The sequence below is a fragment of the Kitasatospora sp. NPDC048407 genome, assembly GCF_043200475.1.
Lineage (GTDB): Bacteria > Actinomycetota > Actinomycetes > Streptomycetales > Streptomycetaceae > Kitasatospora.
The window spans coordinates 628,232-644,628 of sequence record NZ_JBICXW010000001.1 but is presented as its reverse complement, the minus strand read 5'-3'; the positions used below and the strand labels follow the sequence as shown (position 1 = coordinate 644,628).

Here is a 16,397-nt window from a genome sequence, read left to right as displayed (position 1 = left end):
AGCTGATCATAGTGCCGCAACTGCGGGGCTCAAGGCGGAGGCCCCCTCGCACCAGCGACCTTAAGCCGAACTTAAGGGCTGCATGTGCCAGGCCTCAAGCACCAGATCAGGCCAATGATCGTTCCTCTCGCCATGCCCCGCCCCCCGGGAGATACTGACGCAGTGTCAGCGAACCCCTACCGTCCGGGGCTCGCCCGCCGACGGAGGGGGAACTCCATGACCGTGACCACCCGCGTGCCCGGCCCGGCCGGACTGCCGCTGATCGGCTCGCTGCTCGACCTCAAGCGCGACCCGCTCGCCACCTACGTCGCCGCCCACCGCGACCACGGCGACGTGCTGCGCATCCAGGCCGGCCCGCCCGGACTGCGCGCCGAGATCTACCTGGTCTGCTCGCCCGAGGGCGCCCAGCAGGTGCTGGCCACCGAATCGTCCAACTTCCGCAAGGACAACGTGTTCTACGGCGAGATCCGGGCCAGCTTCGGCAACGGCCTGCTCACCGCGCAGGACGAGGACTACCTGCGCCAGCGCCGCCTCGTCCAGCCGCTGTTCACCCGCCGCCGGGTCGACCAGTACGCGGACGCCATCGGCGTCGAGGCCGAATCGCTGGCGCAGCGCTGGGCCGAGGCCCCCGAGGGGACGGTGGACCTCGCCGAGGAGATGTCCCGGTTCGCGCTGCGCACCGTGGCCCGGATCCTGTTCGGCCAGGACGTCGAACAGGCCGTGGAGACCGTCCATCACGCCTTCCCGATCCTCGGCGCGTTCGTCCGCGACCGCGGCTTCGCCCCCGTCCGGTTGCCCCGCGAATGGCCACTGCCCGGGCACCGCAAGGCACTTGAGGCCGAACGCGCGCTGTACGCGGTGTGCGACGGGATCATCGCCCGGCGGGCCGCCGAGGGCGACGCCGAGGAACGGGACGGGGAGGACCTGCTCGGCCTGCTCGCCAAGGCCCGCGACGAGGACGGCAATCAGCTCGACGCCACCGAACTGCGCGAACAGGTGCTGATCTTCCTGCTGGCCGGCCACGAGACCACCGCCACCTCGCTGACCTTCGCCCTGCACCTGCTCGCCAAGCACCCCGAACAGCAGCGCCTGGCGTACCAGGAGGCCGCCGAGCTGCTCGCCGAAGGGCGCCGTCCCACCGCCGCCGACTACGCTCAACTCCCTTACCTGACACGGGTGCTGAAGGAGGCGATGCGGCTCTACCCGGCCGCGCCCTCGGTCGGCCGGCGGGCCGTCGAATCCACCGTGGTCGGCGGCGTCGAGATCCCGGCCGGCGCGGACGTGCTGATCGCTCCGTACGTGACGCACCGCCACCCCGAGCACTGGGACGACCCCGAGCGCTTCGACCCCGAGCGGTTCACCCCCGAGCGGGAGGCCGCCCGTCACCGCTACGCCTGGTTCCCGTTCGGCGGCGGCCCGCGCGCCTGCATCGGTCAGCACTTCTCGATGCTGGAGTCGGTGCTCGCGCTGGCCGTGCTGCTGCGGGAGTTCGAGATCACGGCCGTCGACACCGATGTCCCGCTCGGGCAGGGCATCACGCTGGAGGTGCGCGGTCCGGTCCGGGTGAAGCTGACGCCGCGTCAGTAGCAAGTGTGCCGCCCGCTCCCCGAGTTGATGGGGGAGCGGGCGGATGGCTCAGGCGGTGTGGCTGAGCTTCACCAGGCAGAGGGTGACCGGGTTGGGGCTGTCCTTGCGGACGAGCATGTTGTCACTCTCGGGGAAGGCGTCGCAGGCGTCGTCGGCGGTCGAGGAGGAGCGGCCGACCACCTTGGAGTCCGCGTCCTTGGCGCCGCAGTCGACCACGACGATGAAGGTGCGGGTGGAGCCGCCGACCGTGCGCAGGCAGTCGCCGGCCTTGACGTTCGCCGGGTCGGCGACGGAGCTCGTGGCCGTGGGGGTCGGGTAGCTGCTGACGTGCACCCGGACCGGGGCGGGGGTCGCCCCGTCGCGCCAGGAGTGGCCGCCGTTCCAGACGAGCGCGGCGATCAGCAGCACCGGCAGCAGCAGGCCGAGGATCTGCACCCGCTGCCACAGCGGACGGCCCACCGGCATCGGGGTGCCCGGCGCGCCCGGAAGCGGCGGCGGCAGCCGGCGGACCTTCGACCAGGCGCCGAGGTTGCTCAGCATGGTGATCGGGTTGATCAGCATCGAGCCGATGCCCCACCAGCCCTGCCACAGGCTGTTCGAGGTCATCCGACGCACCGACGCCAGTCCGCAGTCGCGGCAGAACGGGCCCCGCAGCTTGAGGAACCGCATGAGCACGATGAAGCCCTGGTGGCCGCGGACCGTGGCCTCCACGGCCGGGACCGAACCGCAGAAACGGCAGAACGGGCCGTGGAACGGCGCCTGCGGGGCGGAAGCGGTCTCGGCCCCCGGAGCGGCGTACGTCGGAGCACCGAATGCGCCGGACGGCGGGGGCGGGACGGGATTGGACACGTAGATCCTCGAATTGATGTTCCAACTGGGAAGTACGCGGAGAGTAGCGGGTCCGGCCGACAGTCCGCATCCCGGTTGAAGCCCGGCGCCCGGCGGAGCATGCGGGGGGCATAGGCCAAGGGCCCATTCGAGCACACCGAACCCACGCCGCGTGGTGCTTTTCAGATCTTCTGGTGACCATCTATCAACTCTGGGTAGCGTCCAGCGTCCCCGGATCAACAAGAGCCCTGGCACCCAGGAGCTTTGACTCAGAAGAGCGTGGGCGAGCGCCGCCGGGCACTCGCGGGAGGCAACCCATGGGATCGATGGACCACTTCAGTGTCGGCTGGCTCACCCCAGTCCTCTCCTACGCGATGGCCTGCGTCGGCGCGGCCCTCGGCCTGCGCTGCACCCTGCGCGCGCTGTCCGCCACCGGCGCCTCCCGCCGCAACTGGCTGCTCACCGCCGCCGCCGCGATCGGCTCCGGCATCTGGACCATGCACTTCGTCGCCATGTTCGGCTTCGCCGTGGACGGCACCGAACTGCGCTACGACGTACCACTGACGGTGCTCAGCCTGCTGGTCGCGATAGCCGTGGTCGGCCTCGGCGTGTTCGTCGTCGGCCACGGCCGGCACCGCGGCCGCAGCCTGCTGCTCGGCGGACTCACCACCGGACTCGGCGTCGCCGCCATGCACTACCTCGGCATGGCCGCCGTCCGCATCCACGGCGAACTGCACTACCGGTTCGGCACCGTGGCGCTCTCCGTGCTGATCGCCGTCGGTGCCGCCACCGCCGCGCTCTGGGCCGCCGTCACCATCCGCAACGTGTACGCCGCCGCGGCCGCCTCGCTGGTCATGGGCATCGCCGTCAGCTGCATGCACTACACCGGCATGGCCGCCGTGCAGGTCCACATGGAACCCGCCCGCACCGGCCTCGGCGGCGCCACCGCCATGCAGTTCATCTTCCCGCTGGCCGTCGGACTCGGCTCGTTCCTGTTCCTCACCGCCGCGTTCGTCGCGCTCTCCCCGACCGCGCAGGAACGTGCCGCCTACCGCGAGGCCGGCCAACTCGCCGTCGAGGAACTCGCCGTCGACGAACTCGGCCGCGCCGCCTGACCGGTCGTCATCCGCCCTGTCGCTGTCTCAACGCTCGCCCGGCCCGATGCGCCGAACCCCCCGAAAGGCCGTCCCCGCCCATGCGCCCACCCCGAGGCACCTCCCGCAGCGGACCACCCGCCCCCAGCGCCACCCGCGGACCCGCCCGCAACCGGCCCGGCGCCCCCCGGCGCGGCGCCCACGCCGGACCGCCCGCCGACGAAACCCCGCTGCCCGCAGCCCCGTTGGCCCGCCCCGGCCTGCGCCCGCGCACCGTCCGGGCCCGGATCGTCGCCGTCCTGATGCTCCCCGTGGTCGCGCTGATGGCGCTGTGGTCGTTTGCCACCGTCAGCACCGCCGGCGACGTCTGGGAACTGCTGCGGATCAAGAACGTCGAAACCACCCTGCGCACCCCCCTCGACCGCACCGTCACCGCCCTGCAGGCCGAACGCGCCGCCGCCGGCCAACTCCTCGCCACCAACGGCCCCGACGCCGCCCGCGACAGCGAACTGCGCGCCGCCGCCCAGAACACCGACAACGCCGCCGCCCCGCTCACCCTCGCCCCCGGCTACAACCGCGCCGACGCCGAAGGACTCGGCAACGAGACCGCCGGCCGCCTCGACACCCTGGCCCGCGCCGTCGCCGCCCTCCCCGCGCTGCGCCGCCAGATCTCCGGCCACGGTGTCCGCTGGGACGACGCGTACAACGCCTACACCGCGGCCGTCGACAACGCCCTCGCGGTGGCCGGCTCGCTCACCGCCCTGCAGGACCACCGGGTCGCCGCCGACGCCCGCGCACTGCTCGAATTCGCCCGCTCCCGCGAACAACTCGCCCGCGAGGACGCCCTGTTGCGCGCCGCCGCCCGGGCCGGCCGGCTCGACGACACCCAGTACCGCACCGTCCAACAGGCCGCCTACGCCCGCGCCCAGTTCGAACAGGCCGCCGCGCCCGACCTGCGCCCCGCCGACCGCGCCGCGCTGGCCACCGTCACCAACGGCCCCGACTACCAGGAACTGCGCCGCTACGAGGAAGCCGTCACCGCCGCCGGCGACCCGCACGCCGCGCTCGCCGCCGTCCCCGCCGACCGCTGGGCCACCGTCGCCGCCACCACCGCCCACGACCTCGCCGCCGTCGAACAGCAGGCCGGCGAGACCGCCGCCGAACGCTCCGACCCCTACGCCCTCGGCCTGTTCACCACCTCCGGCGCCACCGTGCTGCTCGGCCTGCTCGCCGTCCTCGCCTCCCTGCTGGTCTCCGTCCAGATCGGCCGCGGCCTGGTCGCCGAACTGCACGCCCTGCGGAACTCCGCACTCGAACTCGCCGGACGCAAACTCCCCGCCACCATGCGGAGGCTGAGGTCCGGCGAGGAGGTCGACGTGGACACCGAGGCGCCGCTGCGGGAACACGGCGGCGACGAGATCGGCCAGGTCCACCAGGCCCTCGACACCGTCCAGCGGGCCGCCGTCACCGCCGCCGTCGAACGCGCCGAAGTGCTGTCCGGCGTCTCCGGCGTCTTCGTCAACCTCGCCCGCCGCAGCCAGGTCCTGGTGCACCGCCAACTCACCCTGCTGGACGCCATGGAGCGCCGCACCGAGGACCCCGCCGAACTCGACGACCTGTTCCGGCTCGACCACCTCACCACCCGGATGCGCCGCCACGCCGAAGGCCTGATCATCCTCTCCGGCGCCGCCCCCGGCCGCGCCTGGCGCAAGCCCGTCCCGCTCACCGACGTGGTCCGCGCCGCCGTCGCCGAGGTCGAGGAGTACGCCCGGGTCGACGTCCAGCGCCTCCCGCACGCCGCCGTCACCGGCCCCGCCGTCGCCGACCTCACCCACCTGCTCGCCGAACTCGTCGAGAACGCCACCGGATTCTCGCCCCCGCACACCAAAATCCACATCCGCGGCGAACAGGTCGGCACCGGCTACGTGGTGGAGATCGAGGACCGCGGCCTCGGCATGGGCCCCGAAGCCCTCGCCGACGCCAACCGGCGGATCGCCGCCAGCGACCAGGTCGACCTCTTCGACAGCGACCGGCTCGGCCTGTTCGTGGTCAGCCGGCTCGCCAAGCGGCACGGCGTCAAGGTCGCGCTCCGGCCGTCGGCGTACGGCGGCACCACGGCCGTCGTGCTGCTGCCGACCGAGCTGCTCGACCTGCGCGGCGTCGAGACGGACGGACTCTCGCCCGACGGATTCGTCGAAGCCGCCTACCCCGCACGGCCGTTGATCCCGCCATCGGTACCCGGACGGGCCGCGGCCACCGCGCTGGCCGAGCCGCCTCCCGCGCCTGCGTCGTTGCTCCCGTCCGCGCCGCCTGCGCCGTTGCTCCCGTCCGCGCCGCCCTCGCCCGCGCTGCCCGCCGACGGGGACGACCAACTGCCGCGCCGGGTACGGCAGGCCAGCCTCGCGCCGCAACTGCGCGACGCCCCCGAACCCGCCCGGCCCGGGCTGCGCCCCGGCTCGCCCTCCGCGCCCGCCTCGTTCGCCGACCGCGACCCCGAGCAGGCCCGCGCCGCGATGGCCGCGTTCCAGCACGGCTGGGCCCGGGGCAGCGCCCCCGACACCCGTCCTTTCGAGCGAGGAGACCGCCCCCGATGATCGGCACCGCCCACCACACCGGCGAACTGAACTGGCTGCTCGACGAGTTGGTCACCCGCACCGCCCAGGTCAAGTTCGCCGTGATGCTCTCCGCCGACGGCCTGTCGATGGGCAACTCCACCGGCCTGGCCCGCGAGGACACCGAGCACCTGGCCGCCGTCGCCTCCGGCTTCCACAGCCTCGCCAAGGGCGCCGGCCGGCACTTCGACGCCGGCCAAGTCCGCCAGACCATGGTCGAGTTGGAACGCGGCTACCTGCTCGTCGCCGCCGCCGGCCAGGCCTCCTGCCTGGCCGTCTTCGCCGGCCCCGACGCCGATCTCGGCCTGGTCGCCTACGAGATGGCCCGCCTGGTGCGCCGGGTCGGCGAACACCTGGCCGCCGCCCCCCGCGGCCCCCAGGAGGGGTGACCCCCGTTGGCTTATCCCCCGCGCCACTACCTGCCCGGCTCCCCGTTCGGCTACCCGCCGCCGCCCGACCGCCCCGTCCAGTGGTACGACGAGGCCGCCGGCCCGATGGTCCGCCCCTACGCGCTCACCAAAGGCCGCACCCGCCCCGGCCAGCCCTTCGACCTGATCGCGCTGGTCGTCACCGATGTCTTCGATCCGGCGGCTCTGCCGGTCGGCCCCGAACAGGCCGCCATCCTCCACCTGTGCCAGGGCAACGCACTGTCCGTCGCCGAGATCGCCGCCGCCCTCGACCTGCCGCTCGGCGTCGTCCGGGTCCTGCTCGGCGACCTCCTCGACGCCGAACACATCCGGGTCAGCCGTCCCGTCCCCCCGGCCCTGCTCCCGCACGAGCACATCCTCCAGGAGGTCATCCATGGACTTCGCGCGCTCTGACGACCTGGCCCTGAAGATCCTGGTCGCGGGCGGCTTCGGCGTCGGCAAGACCACCCTGGTCGGTGCCGTCAGCGAGATCAAACCGCTGCGCACCGAGGAACAACTGACCGCCGCCGGCACCCACATCGACGACCTCGGCGGCGTCGAACGCAAGACCACCACCACCGTCGCCATGGACTTCGGCCGGATCACCATCCGCGAAGGCCTGTCCGTCTACCTCTTCGGCACCCCCGGCCAGGACCGCTTCTGGTTCCTCTGGGACGAACTCGCCCAGGGCGCCCTCGGCGCCGTCGTCCTCGCCGACACCCGCCGCCTCACCGACTGCTTCCCCGCCGTCGACTTCTTCGAGCACCGCGGCATCCCGTTCGTGGTCGCCGTCAACCACTTCGACGGCACCCGTGCATTTCACCCCGAGGAGGTCTCGCGGGCCCTCGACCTCGACTGCGGCACCCCCGTGGTGCTGTGCGACGCGCGGGAGCGGGGATCGGGAAAGACCGTGCTGATCAACCTCGTTGAGCACGCCGGGAAAGTGCACGCGGCGAGAGTGCTGGCGGAGAGCGGAAGTTGACCTCCAGCTGCGTCGCCAGGGGCGTTCCGATTCGCGGGGACCTCGTCGCGGGGAGAAGCTGGACCAGGGGTGCAACGCCACAGGGCGGGCCGCGATCTCCGCGGCCGGACACTCAGTAACCAGCTGTAACCAGGAGGACGGCATGACCACGGCCAAGGACATCATGCATCCGGGTGCTCACTGGATCACCAAGAGCGACAATCTCCTGCACGCCGCCCAGCTGATGCGCCAGTTGAACGTGGGTGCGCTGCCCGTGGGCGACGAGACGCACAACGAACGGCTGTGCGGGATCATCACCGACCGCGACATCGTACTGAAGTGCGTCGCGCAGGGCCTCGACCCGGCCGACTGCAAGGCCTCCGACATTGTCGAGGGCACCCCGCGCTGGATCGACGCGGACGCCGGCATCGACGAAGTCCTGCGCGAGATGGAGAGCCACCGCATCCGCCGGCTCCCCGTGATCGACAACAAGCGCATGGTCGGCATGATCAGCGAGGCGGACCTGGCCAGGCACCTCCCGGAGAACCAACTCGCCGAATTCGCCGAACGCATCTACGCGGGGAGCTCGAGGTAGCGACCGCCGCGGTGACCACGGCGTCGCAGCGGTGGAGGTGCGTCAGTTGATGCCCTCGACCGCGGGCGGCGCCTGGTCGTTGCGCAGGAGGAGCGCGGACGCGGTCAGCCAGAAGAGCAGTTGCCCAGTACTTGCCCGCCCGCCCGCTGCGCCCGCTGCGGGCGGTTGCGGGCAGGGCCGCTACCTGGAGCGTAGCGCCCAACTCGCCCGCATCGCCCGGGGATCGGGGCGCCGCGTGGCGGACGCCCGATGCTGGTGGCACCGCCCCGGCGCCGGGCTCGGGCGGAACGAGATCGGGGGTGTACCCGGGATGGCGAACGACGGTCGACGGGCGACGACGGTGAAGCGGCTGGCGAAGGCGGCGCTGTTCAGTGCGGTGCGGGCGGCGGCGGGAGCAGGCGGGACGGCGGCGGTGGGGCTGGTGGTGTGGTGGGTGCGGCAGCGCTGACGTGAGGGGGCGAGGGCCCGGACGTAAATGGGTGGACGGCGTCCGGGCCGGCTGGGCTAGCATGCCGCCATGTTCCTCATCCGTGACTAGGACCCCGCGCGGCGACCGCCCACCACGACCGGTGGCGCGGTGCCTTCGGCGTCCCTGTTCACCGGCGTGCTGCTCGTTGCCGCGCGCCCGGCTTCTTCGAGGAACCTCACGATGTCTACGTCGTATTGGGCTGTTCTGCGCACCCCTGGCGCCGCCCGACTGTTCGGCGCCGCCATGATCGGCCGCCTCTCCTACGGCACCGTCTCGCTCTCCCTGCTGCTCGCCGTCGCCGCCACCACCGGCTCGTACGCGCGGGCCGGCTGGGTGATGGCCGTGCTCTCCACCGTCAACGTCCTGCTGTTCCCGGCCCGGGCGGGAATGGTCGACCGCTACGGGCCGCGTCGCGTACTGCCGCCGATGGCCGCCGGGTACGCGCTCACCCTGCTCGGACTGGCCGCCGCGACGTGGCGGTCCGGCACCCCGTACCCCGTCCTGCTGGTACTGGCCGCGGCGGCCGGCGTGTTCGCCCCGCCGCTCGGGCCCGTCACCCGCGCGCAGTGGAGCCGGCTGGTGACCGACCCCGAACTGCGGCGTCGGGCCTACAGCTTGGACACCGTCGCGGAGGAACTCCTGTACGTCACCGGCCCGTTGCTGGCCGGCGTCCTCGCAACGGTCGCGCGTCCGGCCGTCGGCGTGCTGCTCAGCGCTGCGCTGGTCCTCGGCGGAACGCTCGCGCTGGCGGTGTCCGTGCCGCGAGAGACGGCTACCGGTGGCGCCAACTCGTCTTCTGGAGACGAGGTTTCGAGCACCCGTGGGCTGCTGTCCCGGGCCCGCCAGCCGCTGGCGGCTGCCGCCGGGGCCGGGGCGGGGCTCGGCGCGTTCGGCCTGCTGGCCGTGGTCTTCGCCGGTCAGCACGGGCGGGACGCGGACGTCGCCTGGGTGGAAGCCACCCTCGCCGCCGGCAGCGCGATCGGCGGCCTCGCCCTCGGCGCCGTCAACTGGCGTATGGCGGCCGGGAATCGGCTCACCATCCTGACCGCCGTCCTCGGCACCGCGCTCGCCCTCGCCGCGCTCGCCCCGTCCCTCCCCGTCCTGGCCGTCATCGCCGCCTTCGCCGGACTGGCCGTCGCCCCGACCCTCACCACCGCCTACCTGCTCACCGACGAAATCGCCGCGCCCGAACAGCGCACCCGGGCCGGCGCCTGGGTCAACACCGCCTTCAACGCGGGCGGTTCACTCTCCACCGCAACGGTCGGCCTGCTCACCGAGCGCCTCCCGCTCTCCGTCTGCCTGCTGCTCGCCGCTGTGCCCGTGCTGGCGGCGCTGGCCGCCGCTCCGTCCTGGCGGGTGTTCGGCAACGAGCGGGCGGTGGCGGCGGAGGGCTGAGCCTCCGGGAGTACCGGGGGTCAGGGGCGGCGTAGCCGCCCCACCCGGAGGAGAGGCGCCGGACGAGGGCGGGCCCACGACGGCCCTCGTCCGGCGGCTTTCGCTTCGACGTTCGCGGTCCGGCCGTCAGGGCCGTGGCGGGACGTGCCGGCGCCGGCGGTGGGTCGCTCGGGCGAACCCGTCGAACATGGGTATGACGTCCCGCAGTTGATGAGGGGAGCGGGGCGTGGTGTGGCAGATCGGTGTCGTGTGTGCGGTGACCGGGCTGGTCGGTGCGGGGCTGTTGCGGTGGTTGCCCGTTCGGGGGCGGGTGGACGGCCTGACGGCGGTCGAGGTCGCGGGAGTGCGGGGCGGTTCGAAGGCCGCGCTGGGAGTGGCCGTCGTGGAACTGCACCTTGCCGGGGCGATCGACGCAGGCTCGCGTGGCCGGCTGCGGCGGGTGGTGCACACCGGGCCCGGGCGTGACGTGACTGTGTTGCACCGGGCCGTGTGGACGGCGTTCGGCAGGGACCTGTCGTTCGCCGATGCTGCCGCCGCCTCGGCCGTGCGGCGAGCACGGGATGAGCTGGGCGCCGAACTGGCCGGACGCGGCCTGCGGTGCGGCCGGGCCCGGTTGACGGTGGCCCGCCTGCTGGGCCTCGCAGCCGGCGGTGCGGCCGTGGGCATCGCGGCGCAGGGAGCCCGTTGGGCGGGGGTGATCTTGGCGGTGCTCGCGGTTGCTGTCCTGTGCGCCCCGGCGCGGACCCTGGCGGGGTGTCGGCTGTTCCGCGAGCTGCGCCGCCTGCATCCGCTTCCCGGTGGCGCCCCGGCCGGGACGGAGGAGGTCGGGCTTCTGGTCGCGCTTCACGGGCGCCGGGCTCTGCGTTCACTGGTGCCGACGTTCGCCGCCGGCGCCGGCCTGCTCGGTGGCGGTGCTGCCCGGGAAACCGTTGCCCGGTCGGAGGGTGGCCCCTACGAGGGGTGGGGCGTCGATGCCGGTGGCAGTGGGGGTAGTTGAGAGGTCTCCGCTGCGGTGCTTCTGCTCCTCGCGCGACTGCGTGCCGAGCCGCCGTGCCGAGCCGCCGTGCCGAGCCGCCGGGCCGATCCGCCGGGCGGAGCCGCCGTGCGGAGCCGCCGTGCCGAGCCGCCGGGCGGAGCCGCCGTGCCGAGCTGCCGTGCCGAGCTGCCGTGCCGATCCGCCGGGCGGAGCTGCCGGGCGGAGCTGCCGGGCGGAGCTGCCGGGCGGAGCTGCCGGGCGGAGCTGCCGTGCCGAGCCGCCGGGCGGAGCTGCCGGGCGGAGCTGCCGGGCGGAGCTGCCGGGCGGAGCTGCCGGGCGGAGCTGCCGTGCCGAGCTGCCGTGCCGAGCCGCCGGGCCGAGCCGCAGGGCGGAGCCGCCTCGGCGCTCGATCCGTGTGTCCGGGCGCTCGATTCGATTGAGTTGACCATTGATTCGAGCGTCCGGATCCGGCATGGTGTCCTTCACAGCGCTCCGAGCTGCTGTTTCCCCAGGTTTCCGCAGTGAAGGGTCCTTGCTTCGTGGACGAGATCGACCGGGCCATCCTGCGGGAGCTCCAGGTGGACGGGCGGATCCCGTACGCCGAGTTGGGGCCGAAGGTCGGGCTGTCGCCGTCCGCTGCGCGGCAGCGGGTGCAGCGGCTGGTCGAGGCCAAGGCGGTGCAGGTGGTGGGGGTGACCGACCCGATGACCATGGGGCGGCAGACCATGGCGCTGCTGGGTCTGCATGTGGACGGCGACCCCCGGGCGGTGGCCGATGAGTTGTCGCGGCACGACGAGGTCGTGTACGCGGTGCTGACCGCCGGGACGTTCGATCTGTTCGTCGAGGTGGTGTGCGACCGTCCGAGCGACCTGCTGGATTTCGTCAACGACGTGGTTCGCGCCGTAGAGGGCGTCGTGTCGGTGGAGAACTTCCCCTACTTCGCCATCCACACCCACCGCTTCCTTTGGCACGTCGACTAGGGACCGCCCGGCCGATCCTGCCGGGCGCGATCGACCGGACAGGCCCTGACCCAGTCGCCGACGCACCGTAATATCCGCACCACGCCGAGGACCCCGTCATGCCGCACCCCGAGCACCGCACCGTCGACTTCTTCGCCGAGGACGCACTCCCCGTCCCGCGCATCACCCCGGCCGAGGCCGAGCTCCTCGCCGCCAGGGAGCTCGGGATCGCCGGGCGTGCCGAGTCGCTGGGCAGCCAGCAGGACGCCAACTTCCTGCTCCGCGACGGGGACGGGGGCATAGCCGCGGTCCTGAAGATCGCCAACCCGGCGTTCGGCGCCGTCGAGGTCGAGGCCCAGGACGCCGCCGCCGACCTGATCGAGGCCGCGCACCCGGAGTTGCGGGTGGCCACCGTGCTGCGCGACCACGACGGTGCCCCGCGCCGGGCCGTGGTGGAGGTCGAGGGCGGGCCGGTCACGGCGCGGGTGTTGCGGCACCTGGACGGGGGTGCGCTGTCGGGGCCGCGGCATCTGTCCGCGAGGACCGTCGCGGCGATGGGGACGATCGCGGGGAAGGTCAGCACCACGCTGCGGTACTTCCGGCACCCCGGGCTCGACCGCGTCCTGCAGTGGGACCTGCGGCACGCCGACCGGGTAGTGGCCCGGCTCGCCGGGCACGTCGGCGAGCCCGAGCGGCGGGCCGCCGTGCTGGCGGCGACGGACGAGGCCTGGGCGCGGGTCGAGTCGGTCGCTGCCGAACTGCCGTTGCAGGCCGTGCACTTGGACCTCACCGACGACAACCTGATCCGCCGTCCGGGCAGTTGCCCGCCGATGCCCGACGGGATCATCGACTTCGGTGACCTGACCGCGAGTTGGGCGGTCGGCGAACTCGCCGTCCAGCTCTCCTCGATGCTCCACCACGACGGCATCGAACCCCACCAGGTGCTGCCCGCGGTCCGGGCCTTCCATGCCGTCCGGCCGCTGTCCGCCGCCGAGGCGGGGGCGCTCTGGCCGCTGGTCGTGCTGCGTGCCGCCGTGCTGGTGGTCAGTGGGCGGCAGCAGGCGGCCGTCGACGCGGACAACGCCTACGCCACGGCCGCGCTCGACCGGGAGTGGCGGATCTTCGAGCAGGCCACCCGCCTGCCGCTGGCGGTGATGACCAACCTGGTGCAGGACGCGACGGGCCACGTCCACGGACCGGCCGCGGCCGCCCCGCCTGCGCACCAACTGCTTCGTGGATTCGGCGAGTTCACCCTCCTCGACCTCTCCACCGACGCCGACACGATGGACGGCGGCAACTGGCTCGAAGCCGGCGCCGAGGACCGGGCGGCGGCTGCCGCGCTGGCCGGCGGCGCGGCGGCGGTCCGCACCCCGTACGGCGGCGTCAGGCTCTCCCGGACGCCCGCGCTGTCCGCCGTCTCCCCGGAAACCGTCTCCACCGGCGTGGACCTGTGGCTCGGCCGGACCGCCGCGGCGCACGCGCCCGACGCCGGACGGGTGCTCGCCGCCGGGCCGGGGAAGATTGAACTCACCTATGGGCAGTGGGTGTTGGAGCTGGCCTTCGCGGCAACGGTTCAGCCGCTGGTGGCCGAAGGTGCGGAGGTCGGCGCGGGCGAGGAACTCGTCCACCTCCCGGCCTGCACCGCCGTCCGCCTCGCCCTGCGCGACGCCGACGGTCCGGCCGTCCCGCCGCTGGTGCGCCCCGAGTACGCCGCGGGCTGGCTGCCGCTCACCGCCGACCCCGCTCCGCTGCTGGGCCTGGCCCGCATCGAGCCGGTGGAAGAGCGGAGCGACCTGCTGGAGCGGCGCGGTGAGGTGTTCGCGACGGTGCAGGGGCACTACTACGACGCCCCGCCCCGGATCGAACGGGGTTGGCGCCACCACCTGTTGTCCACCGACGGCCGTTCGTACCTCGACATCGTCAACAACGTCACCCCGCTGGGCCACGCCCATCCCCGGGTCGAGCAGGCGGTGGCCCGGCAGTTGCGGCGGCTGAACACCAACTCGCGCTTCCACTACGCCTCGGTGGTGGAGTTCACCGAGCGCCTCGCGGCGCTCCTGCCCGCGCCGCTGGACACCGTGTTCCTGGTCAACTCCGGTTCCGAGGCAGTCGACTTGGGGCTGCGGCTGGCCATCGGCGCCACCGGGCAACCCGACGTGGTCGCGCTTCGGGAGGCGTACCACGGCTGGACGTACGCCTCCGACGCCGTCTCCACCTCGCTCCAGGACAACCCCAACGCGCTTGCCACCCGGCCGAGTTGGGTCCACACCGTGGACTCGCCCAACCCCTACCGGGGCCGCCACCGCGGCGCCGACGCGGCCCGCTACGCCCCCGAGGCCGTGGCGGAGATCGACGGCCTTGCGGCTGCTGGGCGTCCGGCCGGCGCGTTCGTCAGTGAGACGTTCTACGGCAACGCCGGGGGAGTGGCGCTGCCGGACGGCTACCTCGCCGAGGTGTACGCGGCGGTGCGGAGGCACGGCGGGCTAGCCGTGGCCGACGAGGTCCAGGCGGGCTACGGCCGGCTCGGGCACTGGTTCTGGGGCTTCGAGCAGCAGCAGGTCGTCCCCGACATCGTCTGCGTCGCCAAGGCGATGGGCAACGGGCACCCGCTCGGCGCGGTCGTCACCACCCGCGCGATCGCCGAACGGTACCGCGAGCAGGGCTACTTCTTCTCCTCCACCGGTGGCAGCCCGGTGTCCAGCGTCGTCGGACTGACCGTGCTGGACGCCCTGCGCGACGAGGACCTCCAGGGCAACGCCGTCCGGGTCGGCGGCCACCTGAAGCGCCGGCTCGAGGCGCTGGGCGACCGGCACGGGATCGTCGGCGCGGTGCACGGCTCGGGCCTCTACCTCGGTCTCGAACTGGTCCGCGACCGTGGCACGTTGGAGCCCGCCACCGAGGAGACCGCCGAACTCTGCGACCGCATGCTCGACCTCGGCGTCGTGGTCCAGCCCACCGGCGACCACCTCAACATCCTGAAGATCAAGCCCCCGCTGTGCCTCGACACCGCCGCCGCGGACTTCTTCGCCGAGACTCTGGACCTGGCCCTCACCCAGCTCGGCCACGCCGGCTGAACCAGCCCCCAGGGCCCCCGCGCCCGGCGCCTCCACCCCCACACCTTCGAACTCCCGGGAACGGTAAAGATGTTGGACACGATCGTCGTCGGCGCGGGAATCGCCGGCCTCACCGCCGCTCGGCTGCTGCACGCCGCAGGACAGCGCGTGGTCGTGCTCGAGGCCCGGGACCGGGTCGGCGGCCGGATGTGGACGGACTGCACGGCCGGGTTCTCCGTCGACCGCGGCGCCTCCTGGATCCACGGCCTCACCAACAACCCGCTCACCGACATCGTCGCCGAACTCGGCCTGGAGACCGTCGAGTTCACGGTGGGAAGCTTCCAGGCGGGCGGGCGGCCGATCGCCGACCACGACGAATCGCGGCAGCTGTTCAACGAGGACGCGACCGAGCAGTGGCTGGCGGACGTGGAGACCGCGGACGCGCTGTTCCAGCAGGCCATCTCGGAATCCGGCGACGACGAGAGCTACCACGTTGCCACCGAGCGCACCCTCGCCGAGACCGGCTGGGACGCCGAACGAGCAGACCGGGTACGGGTGTTCTTCCGTCACCGCACCGAGGAGCAGTGCGGCGCGGACATCGAGCAGGTCGCCGCCCACGCCCTCGACGAGGACGCCATCGACGGCGAGGAAGTGATCTTCCCCGGCGGCTACGACGCCATTCCCCGCGCGTTCGCGGAAGGCCTCGACATCCGCCTCGGAACGACCGTCACTGCCGTCACCAGGTCGGCCACCGGAGTCCGCGTCGACACCGAGGACGGACCCTTCGAGGCCGCCCAGGTGATCGTCACAGTGCCGCTGGGCGTTCTGAAGGCCGGGGCGATCGCGTTCGCGCCCGCCCTGCCCGACGCCGTTGCCGGGCCGATCGCCCGCCTCGGCATGGGCGCGTTCAACAAGGTCTTCCTCCGCTTCCCGGAACGGTTCTGGCCGGACGGCGTCTACGCGATCCGGCAGCACGGCCGGCCCGGCGTCCCGTGGCACTCCTGGTACGACGTCTCCGCGGTGAGCGGCGAGCCGATGCTGCTGACCTTCGCCGGCGGCGACTTCGCCCGCGAGATCGAGGACATGACCGACGAGGAGATCGTCGCCTCCGTGGTCGGCGCCCTGCGCGGGATCCACGGCGACGCCGTCCCCGACCCCGTCGGACACTGGATCACCCGCTGGGCCTCCGACCCGCTCGCCCTCGGCTCGTACTCCTACGTCGCCGTCGGCTCCTCCCACGACGACCACGACGCGATGGCCGAACCCGTCGACGGCGTCCTGCACTTCGCCGGAGAGGCCACCTACGGCCACGAACCGGCCACCGTCCACGGCGCCCTGCTCTCGGGCCACCGCGCCGCCGAACGCGTCCTCGGCGCCGAGCTCCCGCTGACCGGGCTCACCCGCGCCCTGGATCCCTCGAACTGACGACCCGGTGCGCAGCCCTGGAAGCAATCAACCGGC

14 protein-coding genes are annotated in these 16,397 nt (G+C 73.2%); 13 read left to right on the top strand and 1 reads right to left on the bottom strand.

Translation table 11 applies throughout. The annotated features are described in order from the left end of the window. Positions 1–216: 216 nt before the first annotated feature. On the top strand, positions 217–1,587 hold the full coding sequence (locus ACGFWJ_RS03045; RefSeq protein WP_392944598.1) for a cytochrome P450: 1,371 nt from the start codon (positions 217–219) through the stop codon (positions 1,585–1,587). Positions 1,588–1,635: 48 nt separating this feature from the next. Here ACGFWJ_RS03045 and ACGFWJ_RS03040 read toward each other — a convergent pair whose 3' ends face one another. Then, a complete protein-coding gene (locus ACGFWJ_RS03040) occupies positions 1,636–2,436 on the bottom strand; it encodes a hypothetical protein (protein WP_392944597.1) in 801 nt (266 codons plus the stop codon). 296 nt (positions 2,437–2,732) lie between these two features. Here ACGFWJ_RS03040 and ACGFWJ_RS03035 point away from each other — a divergent pair, with 296 nt between their 5' ends. The 12 genes from ACGFWJ_RS03035 to ACGFWJ_RS02980 all read left to right on the top strand — a co-directional run bounded on the left by ACGFWJ_RS03035 (position 2,733) and on the right by ACGFWJ_RS02980 (position 16,361). Continuing rightward, positions 2,733–3,530 (top strand): MHYT domain-containing protein, encoded by a 798-nt coding sequence (locus ACGFWJ_RS03035; protein ID WP_392944595.1) that lies wholly within the window; start codon positions 2,733–2,735, stop codon positions 3,528–3,530. 80 nt (positions 3,531–3,610) lie between these two features. Beyond that, complete coding sequence (locus ACGFWJ_RS03030) at positions 3,611–6,103, top strand: nitrate- and nitrite sensing domain-containing protein (RefSeq protein ID WP_392944593.1); 2,493 nt, start codon at positions 3,611–3,613, stop codon at positions 6,101–6,103. After that, the gene (locus ACGFWJ_RS03025) at positions 6,100–6,510 is read left to right on the top strand and encodes a roadblock/LC7 domain-containing protein (protein WP_387634894.1); all 411 of its coding nucleotides are present in this window, start codon (positions 6,100–6,102) and stop codon (positions 6,508–6,510) included. The genes ACGFWJ_RS03030 and ACGFWJ_RS03025 overlap by 4 nt, the downstream gene beginning before the upstream one ends. Before the next feature lie 105 nt (positions 6,511–6,615). After that, complete coding sequence (locus ACGFWJ_RS03020) at positions 6,616–6,942, top strand: DUF742 domain-containing protein (RefSeq protein WP_392945460.1); 327 nt, start codon at positions 6,616–6,618, stop codon at positions 6,940–6,942. Next, positions 6,923–7,510, top strand: coding sequence for an ATP/GTP-binding protein (locus ACGFWJ_RS03015; RefSeq protein ID WP_387859565.1), 588 nt, complete (start codon positions 6,923–6,925; stop codon positions 7,508–7,510). Before ACGFWJ_RS03020 ends, ACGFWJ_RS03015 begins: the two co-directional genes overlap by 20 nt. A gap of 142 nt (positions 7,511–7,652) precedes the next feature. Beyond that, entirely contained in the window at positions 7,653–8,084 is a 432-nt protein-coding gene (locus ACGFWJ_RS03010; protein WP_392944590.1) for a CBS domain-containing protein, read from the top strand. A gap of 310 nt (positions 8,085–8,394) precedes the next feature. Beyond that, positions 8,395–8,532: a hypothetical protein gene (locus ACGFWJ_RS03005; RefSeq protein ID WP_392944588.1), complete on the top strand. Its 138-nt coding sequence runs from the start codon at positions 8,395–8,397 to the stop codon at positions 8,530–8,532. A gap of 201 nt (positions 8,533–8,733) precedes the next feature. Beyond that, positions 8,734–9,948 carry an MFS transporter gene (locus tag ACGFWJ_RS03000; protein WP_392944586.1) on the top strand — a complete coding sequence of 405 codons (1,215 nt, stop codon included), beginning with the start codon at positions 8,734–8,736 and terminating at the stop codon, positions 9,946–9,948. A 256-nt stretch (positions 9,949–10,204) separates the two neighbouring features. Next, complete coding sequence (locus ACGFWJ_RS02995) at positions 10,205–10,945, top strand: TIGR04222 domain-containing membrane protein (RefSeq protein ID WP_392944584.1); 741 nt, start codon at positions 10,205–10,207, stop codon at positions 10,943–10,945. Positions 10,946–11,463: 518 nt separating this feature from the next. After that, complete coding sequence (locus tag ACGFWJ_RS02990; RefSeq protein ID WP_387634875.1) at positions 11,464–11,904, top strand: Lrp/AsnC family transcriptional regulator; 441 nt, start codon at positions 11,464–11,466, stop codon at positions 11,902–11,904. Positions 11,905–12,002: 98 nt separating this feature from the next. Beyond that, positions 12,003–14,957 (top strand): aminotransferase, encoded by a 2,955-nt coding sequence (locus ACGFWJ_RS02985; RefSeq protein WP_392944581.1) that lies wholly within the window; start codon positions 12,003–12,005, stop codon positions 14,955–14,957. Between the two features lie 69 nt (positions 14,958–15,026). Continuing rightward, entirely contained in the window at positions 15,027–16,361 is a 1,335-nt protein-coding gene (locus tag ACGFWJ_RS02980) for a flavin monoamine oxidase family protein (RefSeq protein ID WP_392944579.1), read from the top strand. The last annotated feature ends 36 nt before the right edge of the window (positions 16,362–16,397 follow it).

What these genes read in the sequence shown, in the direction of transcription:
- ACGFWJ_RS03045 (WP_392944598.1), top strand. Translation starts at nt 217, where the DNA reads ATGACCGTGACCACCCGCGTGCCCGGCCCGGCCGGACTGCCGCTGATC.
- ACGFWJ_RS03035 (WP_392944595.1), top strand. Translation starts at nt 2,733, where the DNA reads ATGGGATCGATGGACCACTTCAGTGTCGGCTGGCTCACCCCAGTCCTC.
- ACGFWJ_RS03030 (WP_392944593.1), top strand. Translation starts at nt 3,611, where the DNA reads ATGCGCCCACCCCGAGGCACCTCCCGCAGCGGACCACCCGCCCCCAGC.
- ACGFWJ_RS03025 (WP_387634894.1), top strand. Translation starts at nt 6,100, where the DNA reads ATGATCGGCACCGCCCACCACACCGGCGAACTGAACTGGCTGCTCGAC.
- ACGFWJ_RS03020 (WP_392945460.1), top strand. Translation starts at nt 6,616, where the DNA reads ATGGTCCGCCCCTACGCGCTCACCAAAGGCCGCACCCGCCCCGGCCAG.
- ACGFWJ_RS03015 (WP_387859565.1), top strand. Translation starts at nt 6,923, where the DNA reads ATGGACTTCGCGCGCTCTGACGACCTGGCCCTGAAGATCCTGGTCGCG.
- ACGFWJ_RS03010 (WP_392944590.1), top strand. Translation starts at nt 7,653, where the DNA reads ATGACCACGGCCAAGGACATCATGCATCCGGGTGCTCACTGGATCACC.
- ACGFWJ_RS03005 (WP_392944588.1), top strand. Translation starts at nt 8,395, where the DNA reads ATGGCGAACGACGGTCGACGGGCGACGACGGTGAAGCGGCTGGCGAAG.
- ACGFWJ_RS03000 (WP_392944586.1), top strand. Translation starts at nt 8,734, where the DNA reads ATGTCTACGTCGTATTGGGCTGTTCTGCGCACCCCTGGCGCCGCCCGA.
- ACGFWJ_RS02985 (WP_392944581.1), top strand. Translation starts at nt 12,003, where the DNA reads ATGCCGCACCCCGAGCACCGCACCGTCGACTTCTTCGCCGAGGACGCA.
- ACGFWJ_RS02980 (WP_392944579.1), top strand. Translation starts at nt 15,027, where the DNA reads ATGTTGGACACGATCGTCGTCGGCGCGGGAATCGCCGGCCTCACCGCC.